The organism is Streptomyces sp. NPDC013157 (genome assembly GCF_042899865.1).
GTDB lineage: Bacteria > Actinomycetota > Actinomycetes > Streptomycetales > Streptomycetaceae > Streptomyces.
In genome coordinates, this window is sequence record NZ_JBIBAK010000006.1 from 121236 (window position 1) to 139020 (window position 17785).

15 protein-coding genes, 1 tRNA gene and 1 pseudogene are annotated in these 17785 nt (G+C 73.6%); 15 read left to right on the forward strand and 2 right to left on the reverse strand.

Annotated elements, in window-relative coordinates:
• Positions 1–361: 361 nt before the first annotated feature.
• The 13 genes from ACFY6U_RS19930 (at position 362) to ACFY6U_RS19990 (ending at position 12276) form a co-directional block, all read left to right on the forward strand.
• Positions 362–634, forward strand: coding sequence for an acyl carrier protein (locus ACFY6U_RS19930; protein ID WP_351500603.1), 273 nt, complete (start codon positions 362–364; stop codon positions 632–634).
• Between the two features lie 85 nt (positions 635–719).
• On the forward strand, positions 720–1505 hold the full coding sequence (gene fabG, locus ACFY6U_RS19935; protein WP_390039923.1) for a 3-oxoacyl-ACP reductase FabG: 786 nt from the start codon (positions 720–722) through the stop codon (positions 1503–1505).
• A gap of 29 nt (positions 1506–1534) precedes the next feature.
• Complete coding sequence (locus tag ACFY6U_RS19940; protein ID WP_390039925.1) at positions 1535–2473, forward strand: aromatase/cyclase; 939 nt, start codon at positions 1535–1537, stop codon at positions 2471–2473.
• A gap of 3 nt (positions 2474–2476) precedes the next feature.
• Complete coding sequence (locus ACFY6U_RS19945; protein WP_390039927.1) at positions 2477–4735, forward strand: SDR family oxidoreductase; 2259 nt, start codon at positions 2477–2479, stop codon at positions 4733–4735.
• Positions 4736–4739: 4 nt separating this feature from the next.
• Positions 4740–6395, forward strand: a complete 1656-nt coding sequence (locus tag ACFY6U_RS19950; RefSeq protein WP_390039929.1) for an MFS transporter — start codon at positions 4740–4742, stop codon at positions 6393–6395.
• 2 nt (positions 6396–6397) lie between these two features.
• Positions 6398–6853, forward strand: coding sequence for an acyl carrier protein (locus tag ACFY6U_RS19955; RefSeq protein ID WP_390039931.1), 456 nt, complete (start codon positions 6398–6400; stop codon positions 6851–6853).
• A gap of 8 nt (positions 6854–6861) precedes the next feature.
• Complete coding sequence (locus ACFY6U_RS19960; RefSeq protein WP_390039933.1) at positions 6862–7704, forward strand: 4'-phosphopantetheinyl transferase family protein; 843 nt, start codon at positions 6862–6864, stop codon at positions 7702–7704.
• A gap of 7 nt (positions 7705–7711) precedes the next feature.
• The gene (locus ACFY6U_RS19965; protein WP_390039935.1) at positions 7712–9331 is read left to right on the forward strand and encodes an acyl-CoA carboxylase subunit beta; all 1620 of its coding nucleotides are present in this window, start codon (positions 7712–7714) and stop codon (positions 9329–9331) included.
• Positions 9328–9573 carry an acyl-CoA carboxylase epsilon subunit gene (locus ACFY6U_RS19970; RefSeq protein WP_390039937.1) on the forward strand — a complete coding sequence of 82 codons (246 nt, stop codon included), beginning with the start codon at positions 9328–9330 and terminating at the stop codon, positions 9571–9573. Before ACFY6U_RS19965 ends, ACFY6U_RS19970 begins: the two co-directional genes overlap by 4 nt.
• A gap of 179 nt (positions 9574–9752) precedes the next feature.
• Positions 9753–10328, forward strand: a complete 576-nt coding sequence (locus ACFY6U_RS19975; RefSeq protein ID WP_390039939.1) for a nuclear transport factor 2 family protein — start codon at positions 9753–9755, stop codon at positions 10326–10328.
• Positions 10329–10332: 4 nt separating this feature from the next.
• On the forward strand, positions 10333–10641 hold the full coding sequence (locus ACFY6U_RS19980) for an acyl carrier protein (protein ID WP_351500880.1): 309 nt from the start codon (positions 10333–10335) through the stop codon (positions 10639–10641).
• A 182-nt stretch (positions 10642–10823) separates the two neighbouring features.
• A complete protein-coding gene (locus ACFY6U_RS19985; RefSeq protein WP_390039941.1) occupies positions 10824–11483 on the forward strand; it encodes a TetR/AcrR family transcriptional regulator in 660 nt (219 codons plus the stop codon).
• A gap of 103 nt (positions 11484–11586) precedes the next feature.
• Positions 11587–12276: a GAF and ANTAR domain-containing protein gene (locus ACFY6U_RS19990; protein WP_390040434.1), complete on the forward strand. Its 690-nt coding sequence runs from the start codon at positions 11587–11589 to the stop codon at positions 12274–12276.
• Positions 12277–12291: 15 nt separating this feature from the next.
• Here the strand turns inward: ACFY6U_RS19990 and ACFY6U_RS19995 are convergent.
• Positions 12292–12928 (reverse strand): annotated as a pseudogene (locus tag ACFY6U_RS19995) (TetR/AcrR family transcriptional regulator).
• Positions 12929–13150: 222 nt separating this feature from the next.
• On the opposite strand from ACFY6U_RS19995, the gene ACFY6U_RS20000 reads away from it, so the two are divergent.
• A complete protein-coding gene (locus ACFY6U_RS20000; protein ID WP_390039943.1) occupies positions 13151–15487 on the forward strand; it encodes a SpoIIE family protein phosphatase in 2337 nt (778 codons plus the stop codon).
• Between the two features lie 293 nt (positions 15488–15780).
• Here the strand turns inward: ACFY6U_RS20000 and ACFY6U_RS20005 are convergent.
• Positions 15781–15856: transfer RNA gene (locus tag ACFY6U_RS20005), tRNA-Arg, on the reverse strand.
• A 321-nt stretch (positions 15857–16177) separates the two neighbouring features.
• Here ACFY6U_RS20005 and ACFY6U_RS20010 point away from each other — a divergent pair.
• Positions 16178–17785, forward strand: a complete 1608-nt coding sequence (locus ACFY6U_RS20010) for a dynamin family protein (RefSeq protein ID WP_390039945.1) — start codon at positions 16178–16180, stop codon at positions 17783–17785.

The window sequence follows — 17785 nt, forward strand, 5'->3', positions numbered from 1 at the left end:
TGGCCCGGTGGGGGCTGATCGCGCAGTTCCTCCCCCAGCCTTCGGCCGGGGGTACCCCCAGCGCCCCTTACGGGGCGCTGCCCCAGCCACATCCATTCAGCCGCGGGCAGTCGTGCCACCTTTGGCCGCGGGCAGTCGTGCCGCTGGGGCGGCACGGGTGGGCGCCGGCGGCACCCGGTCGGCGCCGGTGAGCGTCCCCACCCCGACCCCAGCCCCCACCGACCCCAGCTTCTCCCAATGACCCCAGCCCCCCCACCGAACTCCCCCCAGACCCGCCCGTCCTCCCGGCCCCCCCATCTCTCCCACGCCCGGGGCCGACAGGGCGGGCGTTCCCATTCGTAGTCGTGAAAGGAAGATCACCGTGGCCACCCAGTCCTTCACCCTCGACGACCTCAAGCGGATCCTGCTGGAGGCCGCCGGCGCCGATGAGAGCGTCGATCTCGACGGGGACATCCTCGACACCGACTTCGAGGAGCTCAGCTACGAGTCGCTCGCCATCCTGGAGACCTGCGGGCGCATCGAGCGGGAGTACGACATCACGCTGGACGACACCGTGGTGACCGAGGCCAAGACGCCCCGCGAGCTGCTCGCCGTCGTCAACACGCAGCTCGGTGACGTCGCCGCCGCTGCCTGACCTTCTCCCCACCCCCTCCGGCCGCCGGCGCCCGCCCTGACCGGGCGCCGGCGGCTCCCCCATGCCCTGAAAGGGAGCTGCAGACATGTCCGAACAGCAGCAGAGGGTCGCCCTGGTCTCCGGGGCCACCAGCGGAATCGGTCTCGCCTCGGCGCGGCTGCTGGCCCGGCAGGGCCACCGCGTCTTCATCGGCTCCCGCGACGCCGGGAACGTCGAGCGGACCGTCAAGGAACTGCGCGCGGAGGACCTCGACGTCGACGGGACCACCCTCGACGTGCGGTCCGCGCTGTCCATCGAGAACTTCGTGCGGGCCGCCGTCGAGCGGTACGGCACCGTCGACGTGCTGGTCAACAACGCCGGGCGGTCCGGCGGCGGCGTGACCGCCGACATCGACGACGAGCTCTGGTACGACGTCGTCGAGACCAACCTCAACAGCGTCTTCCGCCTCACCCGCGCCGCCCTCACCACCGGCGGCATGCGGGAGAAGAGCCGGGGGCGGATCATCAACATCGCGTCCACGGCCGGCAAGCAGGGCGTCGTGCTCGGGGCGCCGTACTCCGCCTCCAAGCACGGGGTGGTCGGGTTCACCAAGGCCCTCGGCAACGAGCTGGCCCCCACCGGCATCACCGTCAACGCCGTCTGCCCGGGGTACGTCGAGACGCCCATGGCGCAGCGCGTGCGCGCCGGTTACGCCGCCGCCTACGACACCAGCGAGGACGCCATCCTCGACAAGTTCACGGCGAAGATCCCGCTCGGCCGCTACTCGACCCCCGAGGAGGTCGCCGGGCTTGTCGGCTACCTCGCCTCCGACACCGCCGCCTCCATCACCGCACAGGCCCTCAACGTCTGCGGCGGCCTCGGCAACTTCTGAAAACCCCGGCATCTTCTAGGAGTTCACCCATGTCCGAGCCGAAGGAAGTCGAGCACGAGGTCACGATCTCGGCGCCGGCCGCCGAGGTCTACCGGCTGATCGCCGACGTGGCCAACTGGCCGCGGATCTTCCCGCCGACCATCTACGTCGACCACCTGGAGCGCTCCGGGAACGAGGAGCTGATCGGGATCTGGGCCACCGCCAACGGCGAGGCCAAGAACTGGACCTCGCGCCGCGTCCTGGACCCCGAGGGCCTGCGGATCACCTTCCGCCAGACCGTCTCCACCCCGCCCGTCGCGAGCATGGGCGGCACCTGGATCATCGAGCCCCTCGACGCGGCCACCTCCCGGGTGCGGCTGCTGCACGACTACACCGCCGTCGGCGACGACCCGGCGGGGCTGGCCTGGATCGACGAGGCCGTCGACCGCAACTCCCGCTCCGAGCTCGCCGCGCTGAAGACCAATGTCGAACTCGCCACCGCCTCGCAGGAGCTGACGTTCTCCTTCGAGGACACCGTCCGGGTCGAGGGGGCCGCCAAGGACCTCTACGACTTCGTGAACGAGGCCGACCGCTGGTCCGAGCGACTGCCGCACGTGGCGACCGTCCGGCTCACCGAGGACACCCCGGGCCTGCAGACCCTGGAGATGGACACCCGCGCCAAGGACGGCTCGACGCACACCACCAAGTCGTACCGGGTCTGCCTGGACGGCCGGAAGATCGCCTACAAGCAGACCACCCTGCCGGCCCTGATGAACCTGCACACCGGCTACTGGACCTTCCGCGAGACCGACGAGGGCACCTTCGCCTCCTCGCAGCACACCGTCGTGCTGCGCCCCGAGAACATCGCGAAGATCCTCGGTCCCGAGGCGGGCGTCGCCGAGGCCCGTGAGTACGTGCAGGGCGCGCTCAGCACCAACAGCCGCGCCACCCTGAACCACGCCAAGGCGTACGCCGAAGCGAGGCGCTGACCGATGGCCGGTGCCGACGCGGTCGACACGCACGTCCTGGTGGTCGGCGCCGGACCCGTCGGGCTGATGCTCGCCGGGGAACTGCGCCTCGGCGGCGCCGACGTGACCGTCCTGGAACGGCTGGCCGCCCCGACGACGGAGTCCCGGGCGTCCACCCTGCACGCACGGACGATGGAACTGCTGCGGCAGCGCGGGCTGCTGGACGGTCCCGGCGGCCTCGCCGACCCCGAGCCGCCGCCGAACGAGCCCCGCGGCCACTTCGGCGGCCTCCCCCTCGACCTCACCCTGCCCAGCAGCCACCCCGGGCAGTGGAAGGTCCCGCAGACCCGCACCGAGGAACTCCTCGGCGCGTGGGCCGAGCGGCTCGGGGCGCGGGTGCTACGGGGCCATGAGGTCCTGGACCTCGTGCAGGAGCAGGACCGCGTCCGGGTCGTCGCAGAACACCATGGCACCCGCCGTGAGTTCACGGCCCGCTACGCCGTCGGCTGCGACGGCGAGGGGTCGGCCGTCCGGCGCCTCGCGGGCATCGGTTTCCCCGGCAACGACGCCGAACGGGAGCTGATCCGCGCCGACGTCGACGGCATCGACATCCCGAACCGGCGGTTCCAGCGGCTGCCGAACGGGCTCGCCATCGCCGCCCGGCGCGGGGACGGCGTCACCCGGGTGATGGTCCACCGCTTCGGCACCCCGCCGCGCGCGGGCGAGGCCCGCTTCGCCGACATCGTCAGTGCCTGGCGGGACGTCACCGGCGAGGACATCGGCCACGGCACCCCGCTGTGGGTGAACTCCTTCGGCGACGCCTCCCGGCAGGCCGAGCACTACCGCGCGGGCCGGGTGCTGCTCGCCGGCGACGCGGCCCACCAGCAGATGCCGATCGGCGGGCAGGCCCTCAACCTCGGCCTCCAGGACGCCGTGAACCTCGGCTGGAAGCTCGCGGCCACCGTCCTCGGCCGGGCCCCGGCGGGGCTGCTGGACAGCTACCACGACGAACGGCACGCCGTCGGGCGCCGTGTCCTGTCCACCATCCGCGCCCAGGCCCGGCTGCTGCTCGGCGGGCCCGAGGTGGAGTCCCTGCGTTCGGTCGTCGGCGAACTCACCTCGTACGAGCCGGTCCGGGCGCACCTCGCCGGGACGATCAGCGGCCTCGACGTGCGGTACGGGGACGACGAGAACGTGCTGGTCGGCGCGCGGCTGCCCGACACGCGGCTCGACTCGGGGGCGACCACGGCCGAACTGCTCCACTCCGCCCGCGGGTTGCTGCTCGTGACCGACCCGGCGCTCGGCGGGGCGGCGGCGGACCGGTCCGCGTCGGTGGACACGGTCGTCACCCGTCCCGCAGGGCCCCTCGACGGCCTGGCCGCCGTGCTCGTACGGCCGGACGGCTACGTCGCCTGGGCCGGCGACGCGGCGGAGGACGGCCTGCACGAGGCCCTCGGCCGCTGGTTCGCACCCGACCCACGCGTCCCCCGCACACCACAACCAACCGTCAGGAGAAGGAAGATGGGCAACCTGGCCGGAAAGACCGCCCTCGTCACCGGCGCCAGCCGGGGCATGGGCCGGGCCACCGCCGAACGGCTGGCCGCCGACGGCGCCCTGGTCGCCGTGCACTACGGCAGCAGCGCGGAGGCCGCCGCCGAGGTGGTCGCCGGGATAGAGAAGGACGGCGGGCGGGCGTTCGCCGTCGGGGCCGAACTGGGCACGCCCGGCGACGTCCACGAGCTGTTCCTCGCCCTGGAGGCGGGACTCAAGGAGCGCACCGGCGAGACCGAGCTGAACATCCTGGTCAACAACGCCGGAGTGATGGGCGGGGTCAAGGCCGAGGACACCACCCCGGAGGAGTTCGACCGGATCTTCGCCGTCAACGCCAAGGCGCCGTTCTTCGTCATCCAGCGGGCGCTCGCCGACATGCCCGACGGCGGCCGGATCGTGAACATCTCCTCCGGGCTGACCCGGTTCGCCAACCCGGACGAGATCGCCTACGCCATGAGCAAGGGCGCCGTGGAGCAACTAGCGCTCCATTACGCCAAGTTGCTCGGTCCGCGCGGGATCACCGTGAACAGCGTCGCGCCGGGCATCACCCGCAACGGCAACCCGCTGTTCGACATTCCCGAGGCCGTAGAGGCCATGTCCGCGCTGTCCGCCTTCAACCGTGTCGGCGAGCCGCAGGACGTCGCCGACGTCATCGCCTTCCTCGTCTCCGACGACGCCCGCTGGGTCACCGGCTCCTTCGTCGACGCGAGCGGCGGCACACTCCTCGGGTGACGCGGTGACCAGGACCCTTCCGGCACCGGTCGCCGCCGGCACGGACGAGCGGTTCGGCCCCCGGCTGTGGGGGCTGCTGCTCGTCCTCGCCGGCAACATGCTCATCGACGCGCTGGAAGTGTCCGTGGCGGTGGTGGCGCTGCCCGCCATCGGCACGGACCTGGGGCAGCCGCCGACCGTCACCCAGTGGGCGATGACCGGCTTCGCCGCCGGCTTCGGCGGCCTGCTCCTCTTCGGCGCCCGCGTGGTGACCCTCCTCGGCCGCCGCCGCGTCTACCTGGCGGCCCTCCTCGCCTTCGCCGCCGCCTCCGCCCTCAGCGCCCTCGCCCACGACCCCTGGCTGCTCCTCGCCACCCGACTGACCAAAGGCTTCTGCGCCGCCCTGACCGCCCCCACCGGCCTCGCCATCATCACCGCCACCTTCCCGGAGGGCCGCCCCCGCTCCCGGGCGGTCTCCGTCTACACCCTCTTCGGCGCAGGCGGCTTCACAGCAGGCCTCCTCCTCTCCGGCTGGCTGACACAAACCTCCTGGCGCTGGGCCTTCGCCTTCCCGGCCCCGGTGGTACTGCTGCTCTTCGCGTTCGGCCTGCGCCTGATACCGAGAGGCGCCGACGAGAGCACCCCAAAGGGGGCTGACCTGAGCGGTCCAAGAAGGCCCGCGGAGAGCGCCCCGAAGGGGATTGACCTGAGCGGTCCAAGAAGGCCCGCGGAGAGCGCCCCGAAGGGGACTGACCTGAGCGCTCCAGGAAGGGACGGCGAGAGCGCCCCACAGGGGCGCGGGGAACTGCGCGACCAGCCTCCCCGGCGCCGCACCATGACCGCGACGGCACAGCGCTACGACATCCCCGGTGCCCTCACCTTGCTGGCGGCCCTCCTGGCCCTGGTCCAGGGCATCACCCAACTCCCTGACCACGGCTGGAGCGACCCGAGAGCCGTCGGACCGCTCACCGCGGCCGCCCTCCTCCTCCTGCTGCTCTGGCGAGTAGAGCGGCACGCCCCGGCTCCCCTCCTGAACACCGCCCCCCTGCGCGGCAACCCCACTCTCATCCGCTCCGCCCTCGGCGCAGCCTGCCTCAACGGCTCCTACCTGGGACTCCTGTTCGTCCTGACGTACCAGACCCAGACCCTCGCCGGCTGGTCCCCCCTCCACACGGCGTTCGCCCTGCTCCCGGCCGCCGCGCCCCCGGCGCTCACCGCGCTGGCCTCCGGCCGCCTGGTCGCCACGTTCGGCGCCCCCCGCCTCATCGTGGCCGGCGCCGCCTGCGCCTTCGCGGGCGGACTGCTCCAACTCCGGCCGCACGCATGGCCGTTGGACTACCAGGGCCGGATGCTGCCGACCCTCCTCTTCGTCGGCGCCGCCTTCGTACTCTCCTTCGCCGCACTCAACATGCAGGCGATGTCCCGCCTCGCCCCCGCCGACCGGCTCACCGGCAGCGGCCTGTACCAGACGGCCGTCCAGCTCGCCGCGGTCCTCGCGGTCGCGCTCGTCGCCGCCCTGCTCGCCGCCCACGCGCCGGCCCCCGGCGCGGGTCCGGCCGCCGCGGCGGCGGCCTGCCGGCCGGCACTGACCCTGGTCGCCGCCCTCGGCTTCCTGGGCCTGCTCGTCGGCCTCACCGGCCTGATCCGCACCCCACCCTCCTCACTCCACCACGGGGAATGACCATGGACCAGACAACGCAGACCTGGGTCTTCGACGACCTGGACGACGAACTCGACGATCTGGACTACGAGTTCGAGCGCGACAAGATCGTCGAGGTGGTGCCGCCCAGCCTCGCGCACCTCGCCTCCGTCGGCCTCGCCGAGCGCACCCGGCTCATCGACGCGTACGTGCGCGGCGAACTCGCCCGGGTGCTGCGCGTGGCACCGGACAGCATCGACACCGTGGGCCGCCCGATGAACAGCCTCGGCATCGGCTCCATCAACGGCCTGGAACTCCAGCGCCGCATGGAGGCCGCGCTGCGTGTCGACGTCAACCTCAACCGGCTGCTGCGCGCCAACAGCGCCGCCGAGCTGGTCGACTGCCTGGCCGGCCAGCTCGGCCCGGAGGACAGCCCGCACAAGCACGCAGGCCGGGGCCGGCACCACCTGGTCGCGCACGACGTGCCGAGCCCGAGGTGATCGGGGAGATGCCGGTCCTGGAGTTCGGCACGGCCACCCTCGCCGTCGAGCCGAGACTGCCCGCCGCCGGGCAGCTGGACGTCTGGCTGGTCCGCCGGGCCGCCCTGGAAACCGCGGCCGAGCTGCTCGACCTGTCCGAGCTGAGCGAGGCGGAGCGCCGGCGGACCGCGTCCTTCGTACGGCCCACGGACGGGGTGACGTACGCCTCCGCGCACGTCGCCCTGCGTCGGCTGCTCGGCGGCTACCTGGGGCGGCCCCCGCAGGACGTGCCGTTCGTGCGGGAGCCCTGCCCGGGCTGCGCCGAGCCGCACGGCCGGCCGGCGGTCGCCCACCCCGACCCGCCGCTGCACTTCTCCCTCGCGCACAGCCACGGCATGGCCGTGGTCGCCGTCTCCCGTACGGTCGTCGGCGCCGACGTGGAGCGGCTGCCGCGGGCCGAGACCGTCGAGGTCTGCACCCCAGCCCTGCACCCGGGGGAGCAGGCCGAGCTGGCCGCGCTCGGCGACGCCGGGGAGCGGCGCGCTGCCTTCGGGCGGCTGTGGACGCGCAAGGAGGCCTATCTCAAGGCGCTCGGCACCGGGCTCTCCCGCGACCCCGGCCACGACTACCTGGGCGCCGACCCGCGCCGCAGGCCGGTCGGCTGGACGCTGCTCGACCTGCCGTCCGGACCCCGGCACAACGCGGCCGTCGCGGTGCGCGGCACGGCACCGGAACAGGTCACCGTCCGCTGGGTGCCGCCGGCCGCGCTGTACGCGGGCGGGACGGTCGACCTGGACGCCGACGGGACGGTGGGCGTGCCCGTAGCCGTGGCCGTGGGCGTGACCACCCGAGTATCCGACTGGGGAGCGTGACCCGCCAATGTCACTCGAACAGAAAGCCGGTCCGGTGGCCGGCCGCCCGAGCCTGCACGACCGTGAGCACCGCGGCCAGTGGACCGCCGCCGAGCGCATCGAGGAGCTCGGCCTGATGAAGGAGGCCGCCCGGCACGGCGACCCCCTCGCCACCGAGCGCCAGCACGCCAAGGGCAAGCTCACCGCGTACGAACGTATCGAACTCCTGCTCGACGAGGGTTCGTTCAACGAGGTCGAGATGCTCCGCCGGCACCGTGCCACCGGCTTCGGCCTGGAGAAGAAGCGGCCGTACACCGACGGCGTCATCACCGGCTGGGGCACCGTCCACGGCCGTACCGTCTTCGTCTACGCGCACGACTTCCGCATCTTCGGCGGCGCCCTCGGCGAGGCCCATGCCCAGAAGATCCACAAGATCATGGACATGGCCATGGCGGCCGGGGCCCCGCTGGTGTCGCTGAACGACGGCGCCGGCGCCCGGATCCAGGAGGGCGTCTCCGCGCTCGCCGGGTACGGCGGCATCTTCCAGCGCAACACCCGCGCCTCCGGAGTGATCCCGCAGATCAGCGTGATGCTCGGGCCGTGCGCGGGCGGCGCCGCCTACTCGCCCGCCCTGACCGACTTCGTCTTCATGGTCCGGGACATCTCCCAGATGTTCATCACGGGACCGGACGTGGTGAAGGCGGTGACCGGCGAGGAGATCACCCAGAACGACCTCGGCGGCGCCGATGTCCACGCCGGTGCCTCCGGCGTGGCCCACTTCGCCTACGACGACGTGCGCAGCTGCATGGAGGACGTACGGCACCTGCTGTCGCTGCTGCCGTCCAACAACCGTGACCTGCCGCCCCGCTCGGCGACCACCGACCCGGCCGACCGCCGTACCGACCGGGTGGTGGAACTGGTCCCGGACGACCCCGGGCGGGTCTACGACATCCGGACCGTCATCGAGGAGATCGTCGACGACGGCGACTACTTCGAGATCCAGCCCGGCTGGGCGACCAACGTGGTGTGCGCGCTGTCCCGGCTCGACGGCGAGGTCGTCGGCCTCGTCGCCAGCCAGCCGGCCTCCTCCGCCGGGGTCCTGGACATCGACGCGAGCGAAAAGGCGGCGCGGTTCGTGCAGTTCTGCGACGCCTTCAACATCCCGCTGGTCACCCTGATCGACGTGCCGGGCTTCCTGCCGGGCGTGGACCAGGAGCACAACGGCATCATCCGGCGCGGAGCCAAGCTGCTCTACGCGTACTGCAACGCCACCGTGCCGCGGATCTCCCTGGTGCTGCGCAAGGCGTACGGCGGCGCGTACATCGTCATGGACTCCCGGTCCATCGGCACCGACCTCGCCCTCGCCTGGCCGTCCAACGAGATCGCCGTGATGGGCGCCGAGGGCGCGGCGAACGTCATCTTCCGCCGGGAGATCGCGGCCGCGGACGACCCCGAGTCGACCCGCGCGCAGAAGATCAAGGAGTACCAGGCGGAGCTGATGCATCCCTACTACGCGGCCGAGCGCGGTCTGATCGACGACGTGATCGATCCGCGCGAGACCCGCTCCACCCTGATCCGCGCCCTCGCGATGCTCCGCAGCAAGCAGGCCGACCTGCCGTGCCGCAAGCACGGCAACCCGCCGCAGTGAGCGCGCCGGAGAGCACGGACGGTGCGGAGGGCGCCCTGGTCATCAGGGTCGTCAAGGGGCAGGCGAGCCCCGCCGAGCTCGCCGCCCTCACCACCGTCCTGCTCGCCCGCGCCGCCGCCCTGGCCGCGGTGGCCCCCTGCCCCCTGGAGCCCCGCCCGGTGGCCGCCTGGCGCCGTCCGGAACGCCTCGCGACGCACCGCGACCCCCGCGGCTGGCGCGTCACCGGCGGCCGGGCGGCATGAGCGGGCCCGCCTGGGCAGCGCCCCGGCAGGGGCGCTGGGGGTACCCCCGGCCGAAGGCTGGGGGAGGAACCGCGCGACCAGCCACGACGGCGCCGCAGCCGGCCGACGGCCTGTCGCGGCACTGCCAGTCGGCCGGCCCCCTCGCCCGCATCCCCGACCGAATCGGAGTCCCGGACCCCATGACCTCCCCGTCCCCCGACCGCACCGACACGGTCGCCGAACTCCGCTCCGAACTCGACGCCCTGCGCACCGAGTTCGGAGCCCTCGCCGACCGCGCGGCGGTCGCCGAGCTGGTCGACCGCTACATCACGCTGCTCGACACCCAGGACGACCACGGCTTCGACCCCACCTGGCCGGCCACGGTCTTCACCCCGGACTGCCGCCTGGAGTTCCCGGTCGGCACCGTCGAGGGCCGCGACCGGGCCGCCGCCTTCCACCACGACCGCAAGTCCCGCTTCGCCCGCACCCACCACCTGGCCGCCAACTACGGCATCCGGGTGTCGGGGGACACCGCCCGGATCCGCGTCCACCTCGTCGCGTCCCACGTGCACCACGAGGACGGCCCGGACCCGGACGGCCGCTTCGACATCGGCGGCTGCAGCGAGGGCGAGGCGGTCCGCACCCCGGACGGCTGGCGGCTGCACCGCTGGCGGTTCCGGCTGGTGTGGTCCGACGGCGCCGGCCCGCGTCCCGGCCCCGACCCCCGCGAACTGCGCAGTTCCCAGCCCCGACCACGCCACCCGAAAGGACGATGAGACCGTGTCAGGCACACCGACGACCGCGCTGAACCTGGGCGCCCTGCGCGACACCTCCGGCGACGACCGCAGGCAGGCGTTCGAGACGTTCCTCTGCCGCAACCTGGCCCAGCACCTGGACATCCCCCCGGCCCACCGCATCGCCCGCAACCGCCCCCTCTACACCCAGGGCATCGACTCCCTCACCGCGCTGACCCTCCAGCGCACCCTGGAGTCGGCCCTGAACATCCCGGTACCGGCCCACCACCTGCTGCGCGAGCAGTCGGTGGGCGAACTGGCCGCGACCCTGAGCGAGCTGGTCGACCGGACCTGAGCCCCATGGCGACGTCACCGGTGGGACGACGTCGGGACGCCCACCGGTGGCATCGGGCGCACCCGCACGCGGCCACCGGTGGCATCGGGTGCCCGGCTCCTGACAACGTTGTCCATCGCCATGGGCCGCCCATGTCAGAATGAGGGCGCCCGTCGTCCGTCCGGTCTTCATCGAGGTTGTCCGTGTCCCAGCCCGTCGGCCGCGTGCCGCAGCGTCGCAACGCACGGTCCAACCGGGCGCGCATCCTGGCCACCGCCCGCCAGGAGCTCGGCCGGAACCCCGACATCACCCTGGAGGAACTGGCCCGCGCCTCCGGTGTCGTACGGCGCACCCTCTTCGGGCACTTCCCGGGCCGGGCCGCGCTCCTGGAGGCGCTGGCCGAGGAGGCCGCCGAGACGCTCCAGGCCGCCGTGGCGCGGGGCGCGGAGCCGGCGGAGCCGGCCGACCGGGCCCTCGCGCGTTTCTCCCTGTCGATGTGGCCGGTGGGCGACCGCTACCGGATGCTGGTGGCCCTCGCCCACCGGGACCTGGGCGCGGAACGCGTCGCCGAGGTCCTCCGGCCCGCCCGGGTCCGGGCCACGGCCGTCGTGGAGCGCGGCCAGCGGGACGGCGTCTTCCACCCCCACCTCCCGCCCGCTGTGCTCGGCGCCGCCCTGGAGGGCATGACGATCGCCCTGCTGGAAGAGGTCAACAGCGGAACGTTCGAGGACGACGGCACCCGCACGGCCGTCGCCGGCCTCATCGCGGCCGGGGTCCCCGAGAAGCAGGCCCGCACGGTGGTCGACGAGATCGCCGCCGAGATCGCCGCCGGGGCCGGGCCGGAGGGGCCCGTCGGGGCCTGAACCACGCGCCCCCGCGCGGCGGGCGCCTCGTGGGTACGGTCCGGTGGGCGTGGCATGCTGAGGGCGCGGCTTCGGCGCAACCGACCGGGAGGTGGCGGGCGTGGTGGACTGGGCCCGGTTCGCGCAGCAGCTCGCGGCGATGGCGCGGGATCTCCTGGCGCAGGAGTCGGTCGACGCCACCCTGGCCCGGATCACCGGCTCGGCCGTGGAGCTCGTGGAGGGCTGCGAGGCGGCCGGCATCCTGGTGCTGCACGGCGGGAAGGTGCGGACGCTCGCGCCCACCGGGCAACTGGTCGTCGACAGCGACCGGTTGCAGGAGCGGCTGGGTGAGGGGCCCTGCTTCGACGCCGCCCGTACCAGGGCGGGGGAGCGGGTGTTCCGGATCCGGGACCTCACCCGGGAGCAGCCGCGCTGGCCCGCCTTCGCCCCCGAGATCCACCGGCTCGGCGTCGGCAGCATGATGGGCTTCCTGCTGTACACCGAGGACGAGGAACTCGGCGCGCTGAACATCTACTCCCACCGGCCCGGCGCCTTCACCGAGGCCGGTGAGCTGGCCGGCTGGCTGCTGGCCTCGCACGCGGCGGTCGCCTTCTCCAGCGCCCGCACCCAGGCCCAGCTGGAGCAGGCCGTCGCCACCCGCCACCTGATCGGCGAGGCCATGGGCATCCTCATGGGCAGTCACCGCCTCACCGAGGAACAGGCCTTCGACGTGCTGCGCCGCTACTCGCAGGAGAACAACGTCAAGCTCCGCGAGGTCGCCCGCCGGGTCTGCGACCAGGGCAGCCTGTCCTAGGGCAGGCCCTGGCGGTCAGCCGAGTCCGGGCAGCGGGCGCCGGGCCACCTCGTGGGCGTCGTCCGGCGGTACGCCCAGCATGCGCAGGACCATCTCGGCGAGGTTCGCCGCGGCCTCGTCGCCGTCCGCCTCGGGGCGGGCGAACCGCAGCTCCACCAGGGACAGCAGGCTGCCGCCGAGGGCGCACAGGGCCACGGTCGGGTCGACGGCGGTGAAGCGGCCGGAGGCCGTGCCCACCTGGACGTCCCGGAGCGCCCTCCTGGGTCAGGCCGTTCTCGGCGTGGATGTGCCCGAGGCCGCGGCGGCGCAGGACCTGCATCAGCTCCGGGTGCGAATGCGCCATCCGGGCGCTGAGCCGGAAACCCGCGGCGACCAGCTCCGCCGGGTCGTCGATCCCGGTCAGCCGCTCGTCGAAGGCCTGGCCGAACTCCTCCAGGGCGTCCACCACGGCCGTCTCGAACAGCTCCGCCTTGGAGCCGAAGTGGTTGTGGAAGGAGCCGAACCCGACGTCGGCCTGTTCGGCGTTCGCCTGGATGCCGGCGCTGGTGTCGCCGGTCTCGACGAGGATGCGCCGGGCCGCGCGCACGAGCGCCTGACGGGTCTCGGCGCGGCGCCGTTCGAACCGGTTGCCGACCGGGGCTGACGTAGGCATGCGCAGAGTCCAGCGCTGGGGCGATGTCGGCCACAGTTCTGATGAATCCACCATTCACCTCGGGTGATGCGCTGCCGACGGCCGCGGCCGCGGTGCTCCGCCTGCGCCCGGAGATCCGCCGCCCGGGCGCTGCCCGCCGCCGTGCTGTCCCTGGCGGCGGTGGTGTACGCCTGCCTCTGCGTCGTCGCGAAGCGGCCACCCCCGGGGCGTACCGTCGACTGTGTGGACGGCACCGCCGACGGGCTCGTCTCCCGGGCCGCACATGAACTCGCCCCGCGGGTGGACGAGCTGGTCGCGGACGTCGTCCGGTGCCTGCGCGCCGAGGTCCCCGAGCTGTGGGAGGACCGGGAGCTCGCCCGGATGACCTCCGAGAACATCGCCGACCACGTCGCCGGCGTGCTGACCGGCCTGGAGGCGGGACTCGACCTGCGGGCCCTGGAGCCGCCCCCGGTCGACGTGGACCGTGTCCGCAGGCTGGCCCGGCGCGGCATCCCCGTCACCGCGATGCTGCGGGCGCACCGGCTCGGCGAGGGCGTCTTCCTCGACGTCCTCCTCGCCGAACTGCCCCGGCTGACGGACGACCCCGAACTGGTCGACGCGGCCGCGCGCCGGCTGCTCGCCCTGTCCACCCGGTACGTCGACCGCATCGCCGAGCAGGGCGTCCTCGCCTTCCAGGAGGAACGGGACCGGCGCCTGCAGTGGCGGATGTCCCTGGTCAACGAGGCCGGCTTGCGGGTCGGGACCGCCCTGGACATCGCCCGCACCACCCAGGAGCTGGCCGACCTCGGCACCGAGGACTTCGCCGACCTCGTCACCGTCGACCTGCTCGACTCCGTGGTGCGCGGCCACGATCCCCCGGCGGCGGAGCGGTTCCTGCTGCGCCGGGTCGCCCAGGGAACGTACGCGGCGGGCGGCGGCCCGGAACCGGCGGTCAAGGTGCAGGAGCTGCACAGCTGCCCTGACGGGTCACCGGCGGCCCGCGCCCTGGCCACCGGACGGCCCGCCCGGCACACCGAGGCGGACCGCGCCACGCTGGTGGTGCCGCTGACCGCCCGCGGCAGCACCCTCGGTGTCGCCCGGTTCTCCCGGCACCGCCACCCCGCCCGCTTCGATGACGAGGACCTGCTCCTCGCGCAGGATATCGCGGCCCGGGCCGCCGTCGCCGTCGACAACGCCTGCCGCTACACCCACGCCCGGGCCACCGCCCTCACCCTCCAGCGCAGCCTGCTGCCGCGGCGCACCGCCGAGCAGTCCGCCGTGGAGGTCGCCTGCCGCTACCTGCCGGCCGGCGGCCGGGCCGGGGTGGGCGGTGACTGGTACGACGTGATCCCGCTGTCCGGCGCCCGGGTCGCCCTGGTGGTCGGCGACGTCGTCGGCCACGGCATCCACGCGGCCGCGACGATGGGCCGGCTGCGCACCGCCGTCCGTACCCTCGCGGACATCGACCTGCCGCCCGACGAACTGCTGACCCACCTGGACGACGTCGTCATCCGGCTCTCCGCGGAGGCCGCCGTCGACCCGGATCCGGACCCCGGCCTCGGCTCCGGCCCGGACCCCGGTTTCGGCTCCGGCCCCGGCCCTGGCCCCGGTTTCGGCTCCGGCCCGGACCCCGGTTTCGGCTCCGGCCCCGACCCTGGCCCCGGCCTCGGCTCCGGCCCCGGCCTCGGCTCCGACCTCGGCCCCGGTCCTGTTCTGGGTCCCGACGGGGCGTCGGCCGGGGACATCGGCGCCACCTGCCTGTACGCCGTCTACGACCCCGTCGCCGGCCGCTGCAGCCTGGCCCGCGCCGGCCATGTGCTGCCCACCGTGGTGCACCGCGACGGCACCGCCGGTCTCCTCGACCTGCCGCCGGGACCGCCGCTGGGCCTGGGCGGGCTGCCGTTCGAGGCGGTGGAGGCGGACCTGCCGGAGGGCAGTCTGCTCGCCCTGTACACCGACGGCCTGCTCGAAGGCCGCCACCACGACGTGGAGGAGGGCCTCGCCGCCCTGCGGGCGGTCCTCGCCCGGCCCGCCGCCTCCCTGGAGGCGGCCTGCGACACGGTGCTCCAGGCACTGCTGTCCACCGACCGGCCGTACGACGACGTCGCGCTGCTGCTGGTCCGTCCCCGCACCCTGGGCGCGGACCGGGTCGCCGTCTGGGACCTGGAACCGGACCCGGCGGCCGTCGCCCCGGCCCGCTCCGGCGTCGCACGGCAGCTCGCCGCCTGGGGACTGGACGAACTCGCCTTCGCCGCCGAACTGGTGGTCAGCGAACTCGTCACCAACGCCATCCGCTACGGCAGGCCGCCCGTCCGGCTGCGCCTGATCCTCCCCCGGCTTCCCGACCGGCCCGGCGACGATCCCGCCCGCGCCGTCCTGTGCGAGGTCTCCGACGCCGGCGGCACCGTTCCGCACCTGCGCAGGGCCCGCACCTTCGACGAGGGCGGCCGCGGCCTGCTGCTGGTCGCCCAGCTCGCCGCACGCTGGGGAACCCGCCATGCCCGGCAGGGCAAGACGGTCTGGGCCGAACTGACCGAGGCCGGCCCGGCCGGATTTCCGGACCTGACCGCCGACCTGTGACCGCACATGACATGGGCTCACTTCAGAACCCCGCGAGGCTGGTTGGGGGTCCGCGCCGTGGAGCTGACCGACTCGGTCGTGCGAGGAGTCCGTCGGGGGCTCCACCGGGACGGGGAAGCGAGATGACCGACCGCCGGGCTGTCGGCCCTCCGGGTGATCTCGTCGGGTGAGAGGGCGCGATGATCGGTGTGGGTACGGAATGAGCCACCGTCCGCTTGCGGAACTTCCCCGCGGATTCACCGTGGCCACCCACCTGAACAGCAAAAACGCCCTCCCGGAGGAGGGCGGAGACGTGGCGCCCCCGGCAGGACTCGAACCTGCGGCCAAGCGCTTAGAAGGCGCCTGCTCTATCCACTGAGCTACGGGGGCCGGCTGTGCTGGCCTCGTACGCACTGCCCTGGTGGGGGCGGGTCCGTGACGTTGCCGGGGACAAGGATAGAACTCCCCGATCCGTGTCCCTGTTGCTTCGCCTCCGTGGCTCAATGTGGAGGTTCGGTGAAGCGGTCCTGATAATCGCAGGCAGGTACGAATCGTGCATCGCTTTTGCCGCCCGACGCACCGGGTGTTGTGCACTCGTTATGCCTGGACTGTGCCCCCGTCCCAGTCGCCCCTTCCGCCCGTTGTGTCCTGTCGGCACGCAGACATGTCTATATGCTTCAGAATTCCCCTAAAATTGGGCATTCTTCGCATGTGGTGACCTTGGACGTACGGCCTCAGCTGCTCGACACACTTTCCGCCCTGCGCGACCGTGTCGCTGCCGCACGCTTCCCGCTGCCCCTGGCGGGGGCTCCACGCGCGCGTGCCAACCGCGACGAACTGCTCGCACAGCTCGACGACTATCTGGTGCCCCGCCTCAAAGAGCCCGAAGCGCCACTTCTGGCCGTGGTGGGCGGATCCACGGGCGCCGGGAAGTCGACCCTCGTCAACTCACTGGTGGGCCGCCGGGTCAGCGAGGCGGGCGTGCTGCGGCCGACCACCCGCACGCCGGTCCTGGTCTGTCATCCGGAGGACCATCACTGGTTCAGCGGCATGCGCGTGCTGCCCGACCTCACCCGAGAGTGGGTACCGCACCAGGAGCCCAGCGACGACCCCTTCCTGCCCGGCGAGAACGCCGCGCGCGTGCTGCGCGTCGAGACCGCCGACAGCATCCCGCGCGGCCTCGCGCTGCTCGACGCCCCCGACATCGACTCCCTGGTCGTCGACAACCGCGTCCTCGCCGCAGAGCTCATCTGCGCCGCCGACGTCTGGGTGATGGTGACCACGGCCGCCCGCTACGCCGACGCCGTCCCCTGGCACCTGCTGCGCGCCGCCAAGGAGTACGACGCCACCCTGGTGACCGTCCTCGACCGGGTCCCGCACACGGTCGTGTCCGAGGTCTCGCGACAGTACGGCGCCCTCCTCACCAAGGCCGGACTAGGCGACGTACCCCGGTTCACGGTGCCCGAGCTGCCCGAGTCGGCCTGGGGCGGCGGCCTGCTCCCGGCCACCGCGGTCGCCCCGCTGCGCGCCTGGCTCCTCCACCAGGCCCAGGACCCCGGCGCCCGCAGCCACACCCTGGCCCGCACCGCTCACGGCCTTCTCGACTCCCTCAAGGCCCGCATGCCCGAACTGGCCGGCGCCGCCGCCGCCCAGTACGCCGCCGCGCTGCGCCTGACCTCCGCCGTCGACACGGCGTACGACAGCGAGCACGCGCGCGTACGGGGACGCCTGCAGAGCGGAGCCGTCCTCGCCGGCGACGCCCTCAAGCGCTGGCGCGCCTACCCCCTCGACTGCTCCGCCGACGAACTGCTGGACGCCCTGGTGGAGAGCCTCGCCGCCCTGCTGCTCTGCTCCGTCACCGCCGCCGACGAACGCGTCGACGACGCCTGGCGCCGCGAGCCGGCCTCCGCCGCCCCCGGACTCACCGACCGCGACCCGTCCATGGAAAGCGCCGAGCACCGCATCGGCCTCGCCGTCCGGCGCTGGCGGCGCGAGCTGGAGGAGTACGCCGAGGACGAGGTGCGCGAGCTCGACCGCAGCGTCGCCCCGGACTCCGAGGTCGTCGCCGCCCTGGTGGCCACCGCGCTGCTCGGCGGCCGGCGCACCAAGATCGCGGGGGAGCGGCTCGCCGAGCGCATCGGCGCCCACGGCGCGCTGCGGCTGCGCGACCGTGCGGGACGGCTGCTCACCGAGCACGTCGACCGCGTCCTGTACGCCGAACGCGAGCGCCGCCTCGCCCCGCTCGACGCCCTCGACGTGCACCCCGAACCCCAGGCCGAACTCATCGCCGCCCTGTCCGTCCTGCAGAAGGAGAGGTGA